Genomic DNA, 15,170 nt, shown 5'->3' with positions numbered 1-15,170 from the left:
TGCGCGGCAGGACACCCGCAGCGTGGGAGCCTGAGCCTTCGTTCGTGACTTTGCCGCAGCCTGGGCGGAGCCGCTCGCCGACGGCGCGGATACGCAAGCGGAGGGGTTGGAGCGAGCCGAGGGGACGCTGGGGCTCGCGCTGCCTACCGCGTTGCGCGAGCGTACTCGCTTCTCGGTTCGCGTCACGACCTCACCAGCAACCAGGACCCGCTGCTGCGCCCTTCCGAGCTGTTTGTGCACGACGAGTTCGGTGGAGTACTCGTCTTCCGCAGCGAGAACCAGGGATGCGCGTTCTGGGGAGTACGGCTGCGGGACCTCGATCAGGACGATCCGTCGGTGTTCGTCCAGTCACGGGATGGTTGGGTCCGCTTCCTGGAGCGGGTCTCCCTGGCCTGCGTCGAGCTCGTCCTCAGCGAGACACTGCTTGGCGGCGAAGGACGGCTCTACAACGCGTGCCAGCTTCCCGTCGGCCTGATTCGAGAGCTGCCGATTCGGTTCGCGCGGGTGGAGTTTCCCGAGTACCCGATGTGGACGGGGAAGGACGAGTCACCCGTGTGCTGGTTCTCCGCACCGGGGAGGCTCTTGCGGCTCGACGGACTGAGTGACCACAGCTGGCTACACGTCCGGGGAAGGGCACCGGCCGACCTGGAGTCACTCTGCGCCACCGTCCACGGCCACTGGGTAATGGATACTCAGAGCCGCTGGAAGCAGGCGACCTGCCCTTCTAGGGCACTCGATGATCTACTTGGATGGCTGGGAAGACCTGTGATCCGAGCGCAATGGGGGGCGTGAGAATGGCTGATCCGTACGTCATTCTCAACGAGCTCGCTCAGGAGCTTCGGCCGATGCCGCAGGGCATCGAGTGGTTCGAGAGCCTCTCTGCTGAGGAGCAGTCCACGACCCTGCGGCTCCTGTCACATTTCTGCGTTCAGGCCCGTGCCACCACCGAGGACGGACCGGAAAGTATCCGCCGCTCCGGACTTCGCGCGACCCACACGCCAGCCGTTCTAATCGTACGAGGGCGGATCGACCAACAACTCGGGAAGATCGCCAGTCTCACCCCTCACGACGAGCGCCTCAAGTCATTCCGACTGCTGATCGCGGTGCTGGCAATCGCCGACGGACGTCGACGCGAGCGCTTCTGCTCCGACGGTTGCAGCCACGAATGGCATCGCCTGTCCGTCGACACCCTCGGCGAAACGCCGACCTGATTCCTCACGCTGGTGCCCCTACCCGGCCAGCGGCCGCAGGGGAAACATCGCGCTCAGCCTTGGCAGTTTGCGCGTTGCCTCGTCGTCGCTTCGCACGTCCCACTGCTCGCCGAGCGGCCCGCGGCTGCCCTCTACATCGGCTTGCTCGGCTTCGACGGCTTCATAGAACGCGTCGCGGCAGTCGTCATCAATGCCAACGAGGAGCCCGTACGCCTCCATGGCGACGTAGTCGAGAGACTCCCACTCGGGCCAGTCGTCGTTCCAGAGCTCCCGAGGGCGACCCACCAAGCACCGAACCTCCGGGGTGTCGGCCAGAGCGTCGGGATCGGCTACTGCCCGAGAAAAGGCGTTCCGGCCGAGCGCCACCATCCACAGGCCGAAGTAGCAGAACCCGTCGTCCGAACACCAGCCCCCGAAGATCCGCTCTGCCGCAGCCCATAGATCCCATGTGAAGGCTTCGTGCGTCACTTCATCCAGGCGAACCTGGAACTGCACGATTTCTATCAGCGGCCTCTGCGACAACTCGTCACGCAACCACGTCAGCCGTTCGTCCCGACCACGCGTCTGCCGTCGGCACTCTTCGATGAGCTCCCAGAAGGCATCAATGTCCACGGCGGCACTGTGCCAGGCACGTCTGACACCACCTGATCGGCGAACTATGTTCGAGCAGTGGAGAACGCGGAGATCATCATCAAGCTCACCCCCGATGAGGCGCTGGTCCTGTCCGATTGGCTGGAGAGGGTGCAGATGACGGACCTCAGTCGTCTCGTCGACGATGAGGCGGTCTGGGCACCCATTCATAGGCTGGCCGGCACGCTCGACAAGTCCCTGCCAGGGATCTTCGCAGCGGACTACGGCGAACGCCTGGACGCGGCACGTCGCAGGCTTCGACCTGCCTCAGACGATGTCGGTGATGATCGCGCAACCTCTGGCTGAGCTGGCTCGCAGCATCACCCACTTGAGGGGTTTCTTCCCATAACTCCTGGTGGATTCCCGTTGATTCTGGACAGTGATGTCCATGGGGCTGGGTGGGACGAGCGATACGGCGCCGGTGCACGTGGACGAGTTCGAGGTCGGTTGGCGGGATGCCCGAGGTGAACACCGACGACCGCTGAGTGAGGCGGAAGGTGTCGAGTTCGAGACGGGACTGCCAGTACGTGGCTTCCCGTCATATCGCGGTCAGCGGAACTTCCCAGGTTTGTATTGGTCGGCCACGACGGGCGGGCACGTGGGGTTCGAGTCGTGGCTGGAGCGGGATCACGCGATGCTGCTGGACTTCACGCCCGAGGTGTCAATCCCCTCGAAGTGTGGAGATCTTCTAAGCGGCCAGCTCCAAGGCGGAGTTGGCTCGATGGTCGTGCTCGTAGTCAGTCGGACTCTGATATCCACACACGCTGTGTAGTCGGTGCGTGTTGTTGAAGCCGGTGATCCAGGTCGCGATCCGCAGCCGGGCCTCGGTGCGGGTGGCGAACCTGTGCCGGTGGACGTACTCGACCTTGAGCACGCTGTTGAACGCCTCACTGGCGGCGTTGTCGAAACATGACCCGACGCGGCCCATGGACTGGGTCACGCCCAAGCGGCGGCAGGCCCGGCGAAAGCGCCTGGAGCCGTATTCACTGCCGCGGTCGCTGTGGAAGATCACGCCCTTCACGTCACCGCCTCGGGTGGCCGCGGCCATGTTCAAGGACGCCACAACCAGTTCGGCGTCATGGCGTGTGCCCATCGCGTAACCGAGCAGCCGGCGCGAGAACAGGTCGATGACGGTGGCCAGGTAGACCTTGCCCTCACCGGTGGCGATCTCTGTCATGTCGCCGCACCACACCTGGTCCGGAGCGTCCGCGGTGAAGTCCCGCCGCACGAAGTCCGGGGCTGCGGGACGCTTGCCGGGCCGGGTCAGCCCGCGCCGCCGCCGGACCTTCCGTCCGGCCAGGCCGTGTTCGGCCATCAGACGGGCCACGGTGTTCACCGAAACGCGCCAGCCCGCGCGGACCAGGACGAGCCAGACCTTCGGGGACCCGTAGGTGCCGCCGGAGTCCTCGAAGACCTGCCGGATCGCGTCAGCCAGCTGCCCCCGCCGGACCTGACGGGCAGTGGTGGGCTTGTCACGCCACTTGTAGAACCAGGACTCCGACACCCCCAGAACCCGGCAGGCCAGACGGTGCGGGACGTGGCACTCGGTCCTCTGGTTACCGATGAACGCGGCCACGGCGGCCGGGTCCGTCTCGGTCACTTCACCCAGAGGACCATGCATCGCTTGAGGACATCACGCTCCATCTCCAGCTCGCGTATCCGCTTGTTCTTCTCGCTCATCTCCCGCCGCAGCCGTTCCAGCTCGGCGCGCTCGGCCTCGCGCATCCGTCCTCCCGGCGCGGGCTCGGCCGGCCGGCCGGAAGACGCCGACCCGTTGCGCCGCCACCGCGACACCCAGCTGTGCAGCGTCCCGGAGTGGACACCGAGCTCCTCGGCGACCTCCGGGATCTGCCTGCCCGTCTCGATCACGATGCGTACAGCACCCTCGCGAAACTCAGGCGAGTACGTCCGTTGCTTGGACCCCATGAACCCCAACTTCCCCTGCAATCACGGACTCCACGCTACGAGGGGAAGGACAGCAGGCGTGTCCGCCCGCGCGTGGTCACCGAGGCTGGTAGGAGGTGGCCAGCACGGAGACGGTGACCTGGTCAGGTAGGGGATCGTGATCGCTCAGCCCCGCGGGGGTCAGGTGGCGTGCGCTCGGTGTCATTCCCACCAGGTCGACGGCTTCTTGCCCGGTCAGGGGCGCGGTGTATTCCACGTCCTGGGTACCGGCGGCCTCGAAGTAGGGACCCAAGGCTCGGTGCAGGCGCCGTTCCTTGTCCGGGTCGATCCCGACCATCGCGGGGACCCGGCCCCGTAGCTCGACCAGGTGCCGCTCGGTGGGGCGCACCACGATCAACCGGCCGGTCGAACGGAGCACTCGATGGAATTCGGACGGATTGCGCGGAGCGAACACGTCCAGCATGACGTCGACCGACCGGTCGACCAGGGGGAGGGGACGGAAGACGTCCCAGCTCGCCGCGGCGGCTCGCGGATGGGATCGGGCGGCCGAGCGCAGGGCGCGTACTGACGCGTCCAGCCCCAGACCGCGGGCGGCGGGCAGTTGGCCGAGTACGCCGGCCAAGTAGTAACCGGTACCGCATCCGACGTCCATGACCGTGCCGTGACCAGGAAAGGCGTCGGCTGTCAGACGGGTCAGGGCTTGGCGGATGGGGGCGTACCTGCCGGTGGACAGGAACCGGTGGCGGGCCTGAACCATTGCCGCGTCGTCACCGCTGGTGGAGCGGATTCCCGTGAGGAGGCTGACGTAGCCCTGACGTGCGATGTCGAAGGTGTGGCCCGCCGGGCAGCGCAGCGAGCGACGGTCGGGGCGGAGCCGGGTGCGGCACACCGGGCAGCACAGCAGGTCGAGGAACGGTTCGAGGGCGGGGGGAAGCAACGCGGGCACGAGGCACTCCTGGCAACGGCGAGGGGAAAGGACCGTGCCTGTACGCGTCCTCGGAACCGCCGTCCCCAGAAGAACGAGCGCCGGCGTCCCTTCCGCCTCCGTGCGGGCGGCGCACGGAAGACGGACCACATGGATCACGCAACAGGCACACCGAGGAGGGCGACGCCCTACGGCATCGCCCTCAACGCCTCGTGATCACAGAGCCTGGATGTGCCGGGTCCACATGCGGCCACCCTACGGCCCTTGCCGGAGGCCCTGAGCAGCCGGGGCGCCTCCGTCAGCCGACCCCGAAGCGGGCGGTCGCGAGGGCGGTTCCGTCGGCCGAAGTCAGGCGGACGCCGGAAAGCGTCGCCGGGTCCACGGGAGCGGGGACGGGGGCGCCCCAGTAGCCGTAGCCGTCGTTCAGCGTGAAGGAACCGCCCCGGACGGTCGTGCCGTCCACGCGCTCCAGGACACAGACCGCCTTCCCGCTGTACCGGCTCCCGGCACCGTCCAGATCCACCGACATGTACACCCAGCCCGGCGGCCCGTGGTGGACGTAGACCTCCCCGACCGGCTGCCGCCCCTCGGTCTCCGCGGTCAGGACGGCGTGGAGCAGACCCGCGGCCTCGGCCCGAGGGGCGGGCGCCGCCGCCTGCCGCTCGACGACGGTGCCGACGGCCCAGCCGCCGAATCCGAAGGCGAGCGCCAGGGCGGCTGCCACGGCCACGACCCGCACCCGCAGCCGACCGCGCAACCGCGCACCGGGGAACCCGCGGACACGTCCACGCGCGGGCCCGTCGTGTGCAGCCGCGACCTGGCCCAGTCGGCGCGCCACCTGCGATTCGAACCCGACCGGCGGCTCGCTGTCCGGCAGCAGGCCGAGGAGTCCGTCGCCGACGAGCGTCAGCTGCTCGATGTACTCCCGGCAGTCCGCGCAGCGGTCCAGGTGTGCGACGGCGTCGGCACGTTCACGGCCGGGAAGGACGCCCAGGGACAGCTCGGCACCGATCTCGCGAAGCTGCTCGCAGCTCATGTCCCTAACCATGGTCGCCTCGCACCGGGGACGTGAGGGTGCTGCGCAGCTTGCCCATCGCCGCCCTGATCCGGGTCTTGGCCGTGCCCAGCGGGATGTGCTCCATGTCGGCGATCTGCTGGGCCGTCATCCCGTAGATCCCCGCCATGACCAGGGCCCGGCCCTGTTCACGCGGGAGTCGGGACACGGCGGCGCGCAGCCGGGACGACGCCTCGTCGGCCAGCGCGTACTGCTCCGGAGTGTCGCTCACCACGTCGAGGAGGGCGTCGAGGTCCTCGGGCGCCACCGGTTCGGGCCGGCGCGAACGGACGGTGTCGATGGCGAGGTTGTGCGCGATCGTGGTCAGCCACGTGGTCACCGACCCGCGCCGCGAATCGTAGATCTGGGCGTGCCGCCACGCGCGCTCGAAGGTCTGCTGGGCGACGTCCTCGGCGAGCTGCGGATCCCCGAGGACGGCGATGGCGACCCCGTAGACCGTGTGCTGGAACCGCCGCACGAACGTCACGGCGAGCTCGGGGTCACCCGTGGCCAGCCCGGACAGCAGTGCCTCGTCCGGGAGACGGCCGGCCGGGAACCGGAACCTCTGCATACCCGTGTATACGGCCCGTCCCGGCCAGGAGATTGCCTGGCGGCCGCGGGAGGTCACACAACCATTCTCCTCCCGTGTCCCGGCCCGCTCCACGACGCTGGGGAACCGTGCCCCAGGCGGGTAGCGGAACCCTCGGGAGGGCCGCGCCGGCCGAGGGGACGCGCAGGCGCACGGCGAGGTCGACGCAACCGACGGGTCCGGAGCCACGGACGGGCGCCCCGGGGGACGGCTACGTTGGAGTACCGGCACCCCGGGGACGGGCATCTCAGGCGTGCTCGGGCCCGCCCGCCGGATCCCACCGGTGTACGGGCACGTCGGCGAACAGTTCGTGCTCCACTGCGTAGTTGGCGATCCACCGCGTGACGGACGGGCGGGTCGTTCTCCGGGCGCAGTGGAGCCGAATGCCCGACGCTGGACAATGACCCGCGAACGGAACGAGTTGAGGGACGGCCGGAATGGATCAGCAGGAACTCGAGCGTCGATTCGCAACGTTGACCACCGCCCACGTGGCGGACGCGTGCATCCGCACCCGCACTCCGGTGCGCTGCGGCCCGGCGCCGTTGCGCGCTGTGGTGCCCGGCACCCGTGTGGCCGGGCGGGTGTGCCCGGCACGGCACCACGGCAGCGTCGACGTCTTCCTGGAGGCGTTCGAGTCGGCGGCCACCGGCGACGTGCTGGTGGTGGACAACGGCGGACGGCTGGACGAGGCGTGCGTGGGGGACCTCGTGGTCCTGGAGGCCCGGACCTCGGGGCTGGCAGGAGCGGTGATCTGGGGGCTCCACCGGGACACCGCCGAAATCCGCGAGGTCGGGCTGCCCGTGTTCAGTCTCGGATCGGTCGCCACCGGCCCGCTCCGCCTCGACGGCCGGCCACAGGACGCCGTGGACGCGGCCACCGTCGGCGACTGGACGGTGGATCGGGAGGACCTTGTCCTGGGCGACGACGACGGCGTGCTCTTCCTGCCCGCCGCCCGCGCGGCGGAGATCCTCACCGCGGCCGAGTCCATCCGCGACACCGAACGCCGCCAGGCAGACCGCATCCGATCGGGCGTGTCCCTGCGCAGCCAGGTGCAGTTCGACCACTACCTCGCCGCGCGCCGGGACTCCCCTTCGCTGACCTTCCGCGACCATCTGCGGACCGTGCGCGGTGCCGTTGAGGAATAGACCGGGGAACAGACCGGCGTCACCGGCACGGGACGCGTTGCACCGGACCGACGAGCGTCGCCTACGGGAGGAGGCCCAGCGCCCCGGCTGCACGGGCGGGGCAGGAACCACCGGGGGAGTCGACACCCCGGACGACGGGGAACCGCCGTGCCGAGCACCCGAGCGCCCGGGCCCGGCCGAGCCGCGCGGGAGCCACAGCGAGCCGGCGGGGGCCGGCGGCCGGGAACAGCACACCCCGGTGGCCGACCCCACCCGGCCGACGCCGCGCCCCGCCGGCGGCCGGGATCCATCGGCTCAGCACGTCGACCACGACGTCCCGTTCCCCGCGGGAGGACGACGACTCGTCGCCGTTCCACGGCGTTCCGGAGGCGTACACGTCCTGCACCTGGACGACCGGTGGGAAGGGCCGCACCGGGACGGGACGTGCGGGCGGGACGCGGGCACCGCCCCGGTGGCCCACGAGACCGGTCGCCGGCAGCTCCACGAGGACCTCGGCACGCCCTCCCGTAGCGCTTCGCCTGCCGCGGGGGCCGCCAGGGCAGCGGCTCCGGGCGCCGCCATCGCGGCCGCGGAGACCGCGGACCGAGCCGCCCCTGACCACGTCCCCGGCATCGACAACGGCATCACCACGGATGCCGGCCGGGACGTACGGACCAACCCCCCTGCGCCTACCGAGGACGGGGAACCGTACGGAGGCGGGGAGCGCCCTCCCCGGAACACCAAAAGGGCCTACGACGAGACCCCCGCAGAGCTGGCGCAGCTCCTCCTCGAACTGTCCGTGCACCTCCTCCGCCCGGTGCCACTGGCCGCTCCCCGCGAGGGACCCGCGTGGAACCCCCGCGCTCGCACGGACCACGGCGTCGACGAACCCCCGCTCCACGACCCCGTACCCCGCCCCACCCGCCGATGCGCGGTCGACGGATCGGCAGCGGATCAGAAGATGTCCGGGCACCACGGCTTGCGCGCCGTCCGGAAGACCGCGTCCACGGTCTCCGCGACGCCCGCCGACGCCTCGCTGATCCGGCCCAGCGCCGCCAGGCGCACCGCGGACTCCCCACCGAGGTAGAGGGCGCTCAACTCGGCCACGCCCAGCGTCAGATCCGGCGCGTCGGTCGTCGGCGCACACTCCGCACGGAGCCGGGACGCCTCCAGCCGGTAGCGGCCGCCGGACAGGCCGTCCGGGTCCTCGACCTCCAGCACGAGCGAGGCAGGCACCTCGTACGTACGCGCCCGGAGCGCCCGCGCGACGTCCAGCAGACGCACCCACAGGTGGTCGCAATGCGTCACCACCTGTGCCGCGCGTGCATCGGGCAGCAGGTGCGGGACCAGATCGTCCGGAGCACGCTTGCCCGTACGGACCTTGAGGACCCAGTCGACGGAACAGAGGTAGTGCCACAGCGCACGTTCGGCGGCCGGGGTCACGGCGACCAGGTCGCGCACCCGCGCCGTGTTGAGGGGGATCTGCGCATCCGTCCAGTGGTCGTCGGCGCGGTAGATGAGCAGCCCCTCCGGACGACCGTCCGCCGAGCGGTAGACCGCGTAGTACGGCTCGGTCCACTGGTAGTGGGACATCCGCTGCGTCCCCGTGGCCACGTTCCACCAGCGTGCCGAACGGTCGATCGCACCGTGCACACCGGCCCGCAGCCTTTCGTGGATCACCGGGCCGACGTCCCGCGCCTCCGCCGCGGTCACCAGATCGATCCGGCCGCCGTCCTCGGGGCGGGCCCAGCGCCGGTCCAGCCCCGTGCGCGCGACGTCGATCTCCCATTCGGTGGTCGCGGCCGCCGCCCCGAACCCGAACCTCCCGTAGATCGGGTACTCGGCCGCGATCAGCGTGGCGACCGCATCACCGCGCTCCTTCGCCGCCGCCAGGTCGCCGGACATCATCCGGCTCAGCAGCCCTCGACGGCGGTGGGTGGGCGAGACCGTCACGTTCGAGATCGCATTGGCCACAACCTCGGCACCACCGGGCACGGTCAGCTTCTGCGGGAACGAACGGAACGTGCCGACGCACCGGCCGGTCTCCTTGTCGAAGGCCCCCTGGAGGCGATGTCCCGCGCTGTACTCGGCCAGTTGGGCGACGTCGTCGTCCGTGACGGCCGGGGGCGTCAAGAACCCCACGTGAACGGCGCGCAGCCAGTCGGCGAGTTCGGACTCTTCGATCGGACGTACGTCAGTGGTCATTCACGCCACGCTACGGCCGCCCGGCCGTAGCGTCACAGGAATATCCCGGCGGTGGGACCGGGCGGGAGCACGTCACCCCGCGCACAGCGAACCGTCCACGGAGCCGCCGCACCGGAGGAGCCCACGGTGCGCCTGCCTCAGGTGAGCAGGTCGTCCACCTGTGCCTCCCCCTCTCGGTACCGGCGGGCGATCTCGGCGCTGCAGTCGTCGGCCGTCCGCTGCAGCTGCTGGCGCTGCCGTGAGACCTGCTGCTCGTAGCCTGCGAGCCGGCCCATCGCCGCGTGCAACTCGTCGTCCGTCAGGGCATCCAGATCCGACAACTCCACCTCGGCCAGCATCTCCGCGGCCAGGCCCTGGTACTCCACGCCGCGGGGCGTCGACAGCGTCACGTGGCGCGCCGAGCTGCCGCGCCGCGACGGCGGGTCCGTCAGGATCCGCGACAGGCGGTCGACGACCGCCGCGTCCGCGTACAACGCGCCCGTACCGGCCGCCGCCCCCGTGGTCGCGGGCACCGGCGGTGCGGCACGCCGCGACAGCTCCGCCCGCAGGATGTCGACGCGGCCCTGGAGCAGCCGGCGCACGTAACTGAGGTCCGCCTCGTCCCGCTGCGAATCCCGGCGCAGCGCCCGCAGCTCCGGGAGACGCAACGCCCCGAGGTCGTGGACCCGGGAACCGGGAAGGGCGCCGGGAAGCGCGTCCCCGCTGCGCTGCACGGGCGGGCGTACGGCACCTGCCCCGGGGCTGGAACGGGTGGTCATCGGTGCGGGCCCGGACGGCTGCCCGGCGCCAGATGTGCTCATCGGTGAAATCAGTCCCCTCGACCGGTGCACGAGGTCTCCCCGGGCCCGGAGGGCCGAGGGTGTGCACCGCCTCCGTGCATCGTGCCATCACGGACGGTGCTGACGCAGGCGGTCTGCACCCGTTCAGCCCCCGATAGGTTGGTCCGTATGCGAGCAGTGGTGCAGAGGGTCGACGGCGCGAGCGTCGTGGTGGCCGGTGAGACCGTGGGTGAGATCGTCGGCGAAGGACTGTGTGTGCTGGTGGGAGTCACCCACGGGGACACCCCGGAGAAGGCCGCGCAGCTCGCCCGCAAGCTGTGGTCGGTGCGGATCCTCGACGGAGAGAAGTCCTGTTCGGATGTGAATGCGCCCTTGCTGGTGATTTCGCAGTTCACTCTCTACGGGGACGCCCGCAAGGGCCGCCGACCCACGTGGAACGCCGCGGCACCCGGCGAGGTCGCGGAGCCGCTCGTCGACGCGGTGGTGGCACACCTGAGGACGCTCGGGGCGCGGGTGGAGACGGGCCGGTTCGGGGCGGACATGCGGGTCTCGCTCACGAACCACGGCCCGTTCACGGTACTGCTCGAGGTCTGACCAGGCGCACGGCTCCGAGGCGGCCGGCCCACCGGGGCGAGGCGCCGGCCCACCGGGGCGAGGCCGCGCGGGGACCGCACGCCGGGGCACGCCCGGGCCGCACCGACCCGGCCGCCACCCGTCCAGCCCGTCACGGCGCGCGACCCGGAGGTCCGGTCCGGGTGCCCGACTCCCCGGGTCCAAGGTCCGCGCGACCGGGGCGCGGACCGCGCGAACCCGGGCTGCGGGTCGCGTCCGTACCGGCCCGCCCACGCGGCCGGCCAACGCCCCGCGCCCGCCCGGCTACGGCTCGACGACGACCTCTTGGGCCGCCGCCGTGTCGCCGGCCAGCAGCTCCGCGTCGACCGGAACGTTCCGCTTCACCAGGGCCAACGCGATCGGACCCAGCTCGTGGTGGCGCGCGGAGGTGGTGATGAAGCCCAACTGACGACCGTCCTTGCCGTCCGCGGCGAGCCGGACCGGCGTGCCGTGTCCGGGCAGGTGCACCTCGCTGCCGTCCAGGTGCAGAAACACCAGCCTGCGCGGCGGCTTCCCCAGGTTGTGGACGCGCGCCACCGTCTCCTGACCCCGGTAACAGCCCTTCTGCAGATGCACGGCGCTGCCGATCAGGCCGATCTCGTGCGGGATCGTACGGTGGTCCGTCTCGAAGCCGAGCCGCGGCCGGTGCGCCTCGACGCGCAGCGCCTCATGGGCCAGGACGCCTATCGCGGGGCCGCTCGCCGCCGCGAACGCCTCCAGGTCCGCACGCGGCAGGAACAGGTCCCGGCCCTGCGCGGTCTCCCGGACGACCACGCCGTCCGGCACCTCAGCGATCGAGCCGGCCGGCAGGTGGACCACCGCGAAACCATCCGTACGGTCGGCGATCTCCACCTGGTAGAAGAACTTCATCGACTCCAGATACGCCAGGAGCGCCTCCTGCGTACCGGGCTCCACGTGGGCCCACACCGTCTCGCCGTCGTCCACGAGGTAGAGCGCGTACTCGATGTGGCCGTGCGCGGAGAGGACCAGAGCCTCCGTGGCCTGCCCCGGCGGGAGTTCGCTGACGTGCTGGGTGAGGAGCAGGTGCAGCCAGCTCAGCCGATCGGTTCCGGACACGGTGATGACACCGCGGTGCGAGAGGTCCACGAAACCGGTGCCGTCGGCGAGTGCGCGCTGCTCGCGGAACAGGTCTCCGTAGTGTGCGGCGACACCTTCGTCACGTCCCTCGGCGGGCACGGCACCGGGCAGGGACAGCAGAGGGCTCTTCATACCGACAGCCTACGACTGGTCAGTAGCTGCCTTCAGGGCGCACTTGCGGCACTGGCCGAAGATCGCGAAGTGCTTCATGTCGGTCGTGAAACCGAACTTCTCGTGCAGCTCGGCGGTGAAGCCGGAAGCGACCTCGACGTCCGCCTCGATCACGTCCGCGCAGTCCCGGCAGACCAGGTGGAGGTGGTGGTGACGGTCGGCGAGATGGTACGTCGGCGCGCCGTGCCCGAGGTGCGCGTGGGACACCAGCCCCAGCTCCTCCAGGAGCTCCAAGGTCCGGTACACCGTCGAGATGTTCACGCCGGAAGCCGTTTTGCGCACCTCGACGAGAATGTCGTCGGGAGTCGCGTGCTCCAGGGCATCGACGGCTTCGAGGACAAGCTGGCGCTGCGGTGTCAGGCGGTAACCGCGCTGCCGCAGGTCGCTCTTCCAGTCGGTGCTCACCACGCGTCCAGTGTAGGCAGCCCTCGGCCGACCGGACGGGGATCGTGGACACGCGGGGCAGCATCCGCGCCACGCCAGATCGGCCCCACCCGGGCCGCCACGCCGGGGGGACCCTCGGGACGGCCGTACGGGCACCGGTGGCGACCGCGCCGGGGTCCGCGGCGAACGAGACACCGGGCCAGCGGCGACCGGGCACGGGAACCGAACGCCGCACCGGAACGCGGGACGCCCCCGGGCCCGTCCCGCGAGGCGCCCGCCCGTGGTCGAGCCGCTCCCTACTTGAAGAACGCGATCCCGTCGTCCGGCAGGTCACCGAGGTCCTTGGCCCACGCCTCGACCTGTTCGGGGGTGACGACCTTCTTCAAGTGCGCCGACATGTACGGGCGCAGCGGCACCTCGGGGGTGGCCTTCTCGCCGACCCACATCAGATCGCTCTTGACGTAGCCGTAGAGGCGCTTGCCACCGCTGTAGGGCGCCGCGGCGGACGTGCGGGCGACGGCGTCCGTCACCAGGTCGATCTGGGGCTTCTGATCGGCGAGGTCGCCGTACCAGATCTCCACGACACCCTGATCGCGGACCATGACCACCTCGACCTTGCGGTCCTTGTCGATCCGCCAGTAACCGGACTCGGACTCCAGCGGCTTGACCTTCTTGCCCTCGGCGTCGAGCACCCAGGTGTGCGACACGTACTCGATGAAGTCCCGCCCGTCGTGGCTGAACGTCACGGACTGGCCGAAGTTGCACTTCTCAGCACCGGGAAAGTCGGAGACACCCGCGCCTTCCCAGGTGCCCAGGAGGAAAGCGAGGGGAACGAGGTCGGGATTGAGGTCGGACGGGATCTCGATCATGAGTGGCTCAGGCGATCTGTGTCTGTGGCGGGGGGCTACTGCGGTGTCTGGGGCGCGGTCAGCGCTGACCCTGGTACAGCTTCTTCACGGTCAAGCCCGCGAATGCGAGGACGCCCACGCAGACCAGGACCAGCAGGGCGGAGAAGAAGGCCTCAAGCACGGGGTGCTCCTCGGGTGTGCGGTGGGCGATAGGGCCGTGACCCAGCCTAATGGGTGGCGACTCGGCCCTCGCTGCGAGGTCAACCCCGGCCGCTGCGCGCACTACAGTGCGGCCCATGGCGAAGAAGCTCGTGATCAAGGTGACCGCGGGGGCGGACGCCCCCGAACGCTGCTCGCAGGCCTTCACGGTCGCAGCCGTCGCGGCGGCGAGCGGCGTGGAGGTCTCCATGTGGCTGACCGGTGAAGCATCGTGGTTCGCCCTCCCGGGGCGGGCCGCCGAATTCGAACTGCCGCACGCCGCTCCCCTGCCGGACCTGATCGAATCGATCCAGGGCGCCGGGCAGATCACGCTCTGCACCCAGTGCGCGGCTCGACGGGAGATTACGGAGAAGGACGTACTGCCGGGCGTGCGGATCGCGGGGGCGCAGGTCTTCGTCAGCGAGGCGATGACCGGCGACGCCCAGGCCCTCGTCTACTGACGTTCCGGGCACGGCACGGGGACGAGTGCGGGGACGGGCACGAGTCCCGGAACGGGGAGGAAGCGGGGACAGGGAGGAAGCGGGGACGGACGCACCGCGGCCGACGATCAGGGTCGGACGGTGGGGCGGCGAAGCAGCCATTCATCAGCCGGGTGTCACGGGCAGCTACTGGAAGCCCAACCCGGTGCCGCGAGGGCACCAGGCGGTCCCGGCCGGCCGTCACGACGGGTCGGCAACGGCGGCAGAGCGGCAGGACCGGTGACGCGCGAGCACGGCAAGTGTCCCGCGATCACGACAGGCGAGCAGAGAGCGGGGCGAGCGCGGTGCCGGTGAAGCAGGCAATCGACTGACAGATTTCAGATTTCGTCATCGCCTGATTGCTCGCCGCTGTCTGACATGCGATCTCGGGCGAGTGCCACTCTGCGCTCCGCCGCTCACAGACGACGCAGCTGACGTGTTCAGGACCGATGACCGCCGGCTGACGTGTTCAGGACCGCGGCCCCGACCCCGGACCAGATTCCGGACCTGAACCCGACCCCGGGCCCGACTCCGACCCCGAGCCGGGCTTTCGCTTGCCGTCGAGCTCGTCCCACCACTCGTCGGACTGCGGGTCCCCCGACGGATCGTCCCACCATCGATCATCGGACCCTCGCCGGTTCGCCACCATCGCCGCCACCGGCGGGATGACCATGGCGACGAAGCACATGGCTACCGCAGCCGGCACGGACCACAGCCGCACGAAGGCCCAGGCGGAGACGAAGAGGACGAGACATCCGCCCATGAGCAGGAAGTAGGCGTGACGGCGCCGCGCATACATGTCTCCAGCGTAGGCCCGGGCGCCGCGGACGGCACGGAGGGCCGCACCCTGCTCCAGGCAGCGTCCAACCCCCTGGGGTGCGGCCCTCCGGCCGGTATTCGGTGACGGCGCATCCGATCGGCACGCCCGGCGCCCCGTGCCCGGACCGTCAGAGCGGTT

General features: G+C 70.4%; 19 protein-coding genes. 6 read left to right on the top strand and 13 right to left on the bottom strand.

Features of this window, described 5'->3' with window-relative positions; translation table 11 throughout:
* The first annotated feature begins 234 nt into the window (after positions 1–234).
* Both ACFXOM_RS21085 and ACFXOM_RS21080 read left to right on the top strand, forming a co-directional pair.
* Complete coding sequence (locus tag ACFXOM_RS21085) at positions 235–792, top strand: hypothetical protein (RefSeq protein ID WP_385038772.1); 558 nt, start codon at positions 235–237, stop codon at positions 790–792.
* Complete coding sequence (locus ACFXOM_RS21080) at positions 750–1,211, top strand: DUF5958 family protein (RefSeq protein ID WP_385038770.1); 462 nt, start codon at positions 750–752, stop codon at positions 1,209–1,211. Before ACFXOM_RS21085 ends, ACFXOM_RS21080 begins: the two co-directional genes overlap by 43 nt.
* Before the next feature lie 18 nt (positions 1,212–1,229).
* On the opposite strand, the gene ACFXOM_RS21075 is transcribed toward ACFXOM_RS21080, so the two are convergent.
* Entirely contained in the window at positions 1,230–1,823 is a 594-nt protein-coding gene (locus tag ACFXOM_RS21075) for a DUF4240 domain-containing protein (RefSeq protein ID WP_385038767.1), read from the bottom strand.
* 57 nt (positions 1,824–1,880) lie between these two features.
* Between ACFXOM_RS21075 and ACFXOM_RS21070 the strand changes: the two genes are divergently transcribed.
* The gene (locus ACFXOM_RS21070; RefSeq protein WP_385038764.1) at positions 1,881–2,147 is read left to right on the top strand and encodes a hypothetical protein; all 267 of its coding nucleotides are present in this window, start codon (positions 1,881–1,883) and stop codon (positions 2,145–2,147) included.
* Between the two features lie 382 nt (positions 2,148–2,529).
* On the opposite strand, the gene ACFXOM_RS21065 is transcribed toward ACFXOM_RS21070, so the two are convergent.
* The 5 genes from ACFXOM_RS21065 to ACFXOM_RS21045 form a co-directional block, all read right to left on the bottom strand.
* Complete coding sequence (locus tag ACFXOM_RS21065) at positions 2,530–3,441, bottom strand: IS3 family transposase (RefSeq protein WP_385038761.1); 912 nt, start codon at positions 3,439–3,441, stop codon at positions 2,530–2,532.
* A complete protein-coding gene (locus tag ACFXOM_RS21060) occupies positions 3,438–3,767 on the bottom strand; it encodes a transposase (RefSeq protein ID WP_385038758.1) in 330 nt (109 codons plus the stop codon). Before ACFXOM_RS21060 ends, ACFXOM_RS21065 begins: the two co-directional genes overlap by 4 nt.
* 76 nt (positions 3,768–3,843) lie before the next feature.
* Positions 3,844–4,692, bottom strand: coding sequence for a putative RNA methyltransferase (locus ACFXOM_RS21055; RefSeq protein WP_385038755.1), 849 nt, complete (start codon positions 4,690–4,692; stop codon positions 3,844–3,846).
* A 277-nt stretch (positions 4,693–4,969) separates the two neighbouring features.
* Positions 4,970–5,707: a hypothetical protein gene (locus tag ACFXOM_RS21050; RefSeq protein ID WP_384944443.1), complete on the bottom strand. Its 738-nt coding sequence runs from the start codon at positions 5,705–5,707 to the stop codon at positions 4,970–4,972.
* 4 nt (positions 5,708–5,711) lie between these two features.
* Positions 5,712–6,296, bottom strand: a complete 585-nt coding sequence (locus ACFXOM_RS21045) for an RNA polymerase sigma factor (RefSeq protein WP_384936989.1) — start codon at positions 6,294–6,296, stop codon at positions 5,712–5,714.
* 455 nt (positions 6,297–6,751) lie between these two features.
* Here ACFXOM_RS21045 and ACFXOM_RS21040 point away from each other — a divergent pair, with 455 nt between their 5' ends.
* Positions 6,752–7,459: an RraA family protein gene (locus tag ACFXOM_RS21040; protein WP_384936747.1), complete on the top strand. Its 708-nt coding sequence runs from the start codon at positions 6,752–6,754 to the stop codon at positions 7,457–7,459.
* A 61-nt stretch (positions 7,460–7,520) separates the two neighbouring features.
* Here the strand turns inward: ACFXOM_RS21040 and ACFXOM_RS21035 are convergent, their stop codons facing one another.
* The 3 genes from ACFXOM_RS21035 to ACFXOM_RS21025 all read right to left on the bottom strand — a co-directional run bounded on the left by ACFXOM_RS21035 (position 7,521) and on the right by ACFXOM_RS21025 (position 10,443).
* Complete coding sequence (locus tag ACFXOM_RS21035) at positions 7,521–7,943, bottom strand: hypothetical protein (RefSeq protein WP_385038752.1); 423 nt, start codon at positions 7,941–7,943, stop codon at positions 7,521–7,523.
* Positions 7,944–8,392: 449 nt separating this feature from the next.
* On the bottom strand, positions 8,393–9,643 hold the full coding sequence (locus tag ACFXOM_RS21030) for a GNAT family N-acetyltransferase (RefSeq protein WP_384936741.1): 1,251 nt from the start codon (positions 9,641–9,643) through the stop codon (positions 8,393–8,395).
* Between the two features lie 137 nt (positions 9,644–9,780).
* Complete coding sequence (locus ACFXOM_RS21025; protein WP_384936738.1) at positions 9,781–10,443, bottom strand: AmfC protein; 663 nt, start codon at positions 10,441–10,443, stop codon at positions 9,781–9,783.
* Between the two features lie 147 nt (positions 10,444–10,590).
* Between ACFXOM_RS21025 and dtd the strand changes: the two genes are divergently transcribed.
* Positions 10,591–11,016: a D-aminoacyl-tRNA deacylase gene (gene dtd / locus ACFXOM_RS21020; RefSeq protein WP_384936735.1), complete on the top strand. Its 426-nt coding sequence runs from the start codon at positions 10,591–10,593 to the stop codon at positions 11,014–11,016.
* A 282-nt stretch (positions 11,017–11,298) separates the two neighbouring features.
* On the opposite strand, the gene ACFXOM_RS21015 is transcribed toward dtd, so the two are convergent.
* The 3 genes from ACFXOM_RS21015 to ACFXOM_RS21005 form a co-directional block, all read right to left on the bottom strand.
* A complete protein-coding gene (locus tag ACFXOM_RS21015; protein ID WP_384936732.1) occupies positions 11,299–12,264 on the bottom strand; it encodes a YgfZ/GcvT domain-containing protein in 966 nt (321 codons plus the stop codon).
* A 9-nt stretch (positions 12,265–12,273) separates the two neighbouring features.
* Positions 12,274–12,711 carry a Fur family transcriptional regulator gene (locus ACFXOM_RS21010; protein WP_384936729.1) on the bottom strand — a complete coding sequence of 146 codons (438 nt, stop codon included), beginning with the start codon at positions 12,709–12,711 and terminating at the stop codon, positions 12,274–12,276.
* Positions 12,712–12,983: 272 nt separating this feature from the next.
* Complete coding sequence (locus ACFXOM_RS21005; protein WP_384936726.1) at positions 12,984–13,556, bottom strand: FABP family protein; 573 nt, start codon at positions 13,554–13,556, stop codon at positions 12,984–12,986.
* 275 nt (positions 13,557–13,831) lie between these two features.
* Between ACFXOM_RS21005 and ACFXOM_RS21000 the strand changes: the two genes are divergently transcribed.
* On the top strand, positions 13,832–14,194 hold the full coding sequence (locus tag ACFXOM_RS21000; protein ID WP_384936723.1) for a DsrE family protein: 363 nt from the start codon (positions 13,832–13,834) through the stop codon (positions 14,192–14,194).
* A 487-nt stretch (positions 14,195–14,681) separates the two neighbouring features.
* Here ACFXOM_RS21000 and ACFXOM_RS20995 read toward each other — a convergent pair whose 3' ends face one another.
* The gene (locus tag ACFXOM_RS20995) at positions 14,682–15,011 is read right to left on the bottom strand and encodes a DUF3099 domain-containing protein (protein WP_384936719.1); all 330 of its coding nucleotides are present in this window, start codon (positions 15,009–15,011) and stop codon (positions 14,682–14,684) included.
* Positions 15,012–15,170: the final 159 nt, after the last annotated feature.

This window comes from Streptomyces sp. NPDC059169 (genome assembly GCF_042755225.1).
GTDB lineage: Bacteria > Actinomycetota > Actinomycetes > Streptomycetales > Streptomycetaceae > Streptomyces.
Note: the sequence above shows the minus strand (reverse complement) of the source record. Positions and strands in the feature narration are given on the sequence as shown.

What these genes read in the sequence shown, in the direction of transcription:
- ACFXOM_RS21025 (WP_384936738.1), bottom strand. Translation starts at nt 10,443, where the DNA reads ATGAGCACATCTGGCGCCGGGCAGCCGTCCGGGCCCGCACCGATGACC.
- ACFXOM_RS20995 (WP_384936719.1), bottom strand. Translation starts at nt 15,011, where the DNA reads ATGTATGCGCGGCGCCGTCACGCCTACTTCCTGCTCATGGGCGGATGT.
- ACFXOM_RS21080 (WP_385038770.1), top strand. Translation starts at nt 750, where the DNA reads ATGGCTGGGAAGACCTGTGATCCGAGCGCAATGGGGGGCGTGAGAATG.
- ACFXOM_RS21015 (WP_384936732.1), bottom strand. Translation starts at nt 12,264, where the DNA reads ATGAAGAGCCCTCTGCTGTCCCTGCCCGGTGCCGTGCCCGCCGAGGGA.
- ACFXOM_RS21000 (WP_384936723.1), top strand. Translation starts at nt 13,832, where the DNA reads ATGGCGAAGAAGCTCGTGATCAAGGTGACCGCGGGGGCGGACGCCCCC.
- ACFXOM_RS21050 (WP_384944443.1), bottom strand. Translation starts at nt 5,707, where the DNA reads ATGAGCTGCGAGCAGCTTCGCGAGATCGGTGCCGAGCTGTCCCTGGGC.
- ACFXOM_RS21040 (WP_384936747.1), top strand. Translation starts at nt 6,752, where the DNA reads ATGGATCAGCAGGAACTCGAGCGTCGATTCGCAACGTTGACCACCGCC.
- ACFXOM_RS21030 (WP_384936741.1), bottom strand. Translation starts at nt 9,643, where the DNA reads ATGACCACTGACGTACGTCCGATCGAAGAGTCCGAACTCGCCGACTGG.
- ACFXOM_RS21045 (WP_384936989.1), bottom strand. Translation starts at nt 6,296, where the DNA reads ATGCAGAGGTTCCGGTTCCCGGCCGGCCGTCTCCCGGACGAGGCACTG.
- ACFXOM_RS21005 (WP_384936726.1), bottom strand. Translation starts at nt 13,556, where the DNA reads ATGATCGAGATCCCGTCCGACCTCAATCCCGACCTCGTTCCCCTCGCT.
- ACFXOM_RS21060 (WP_385038758.1), bottom strand. Translation starts at nt 3,767, where the DNA reads ATGGGGTCCAAGCAACGGACGTACTCGCCTGAGTTTCGCGAGGGTGCT.
- dtd (WP_384936735.1), top strand. Translation starts at nt 10,591, where the DNA reads ATGCGAGCAGTGGTGCAGAGGGTCGACGGCGCGAGCGTCGTGGTGGCC.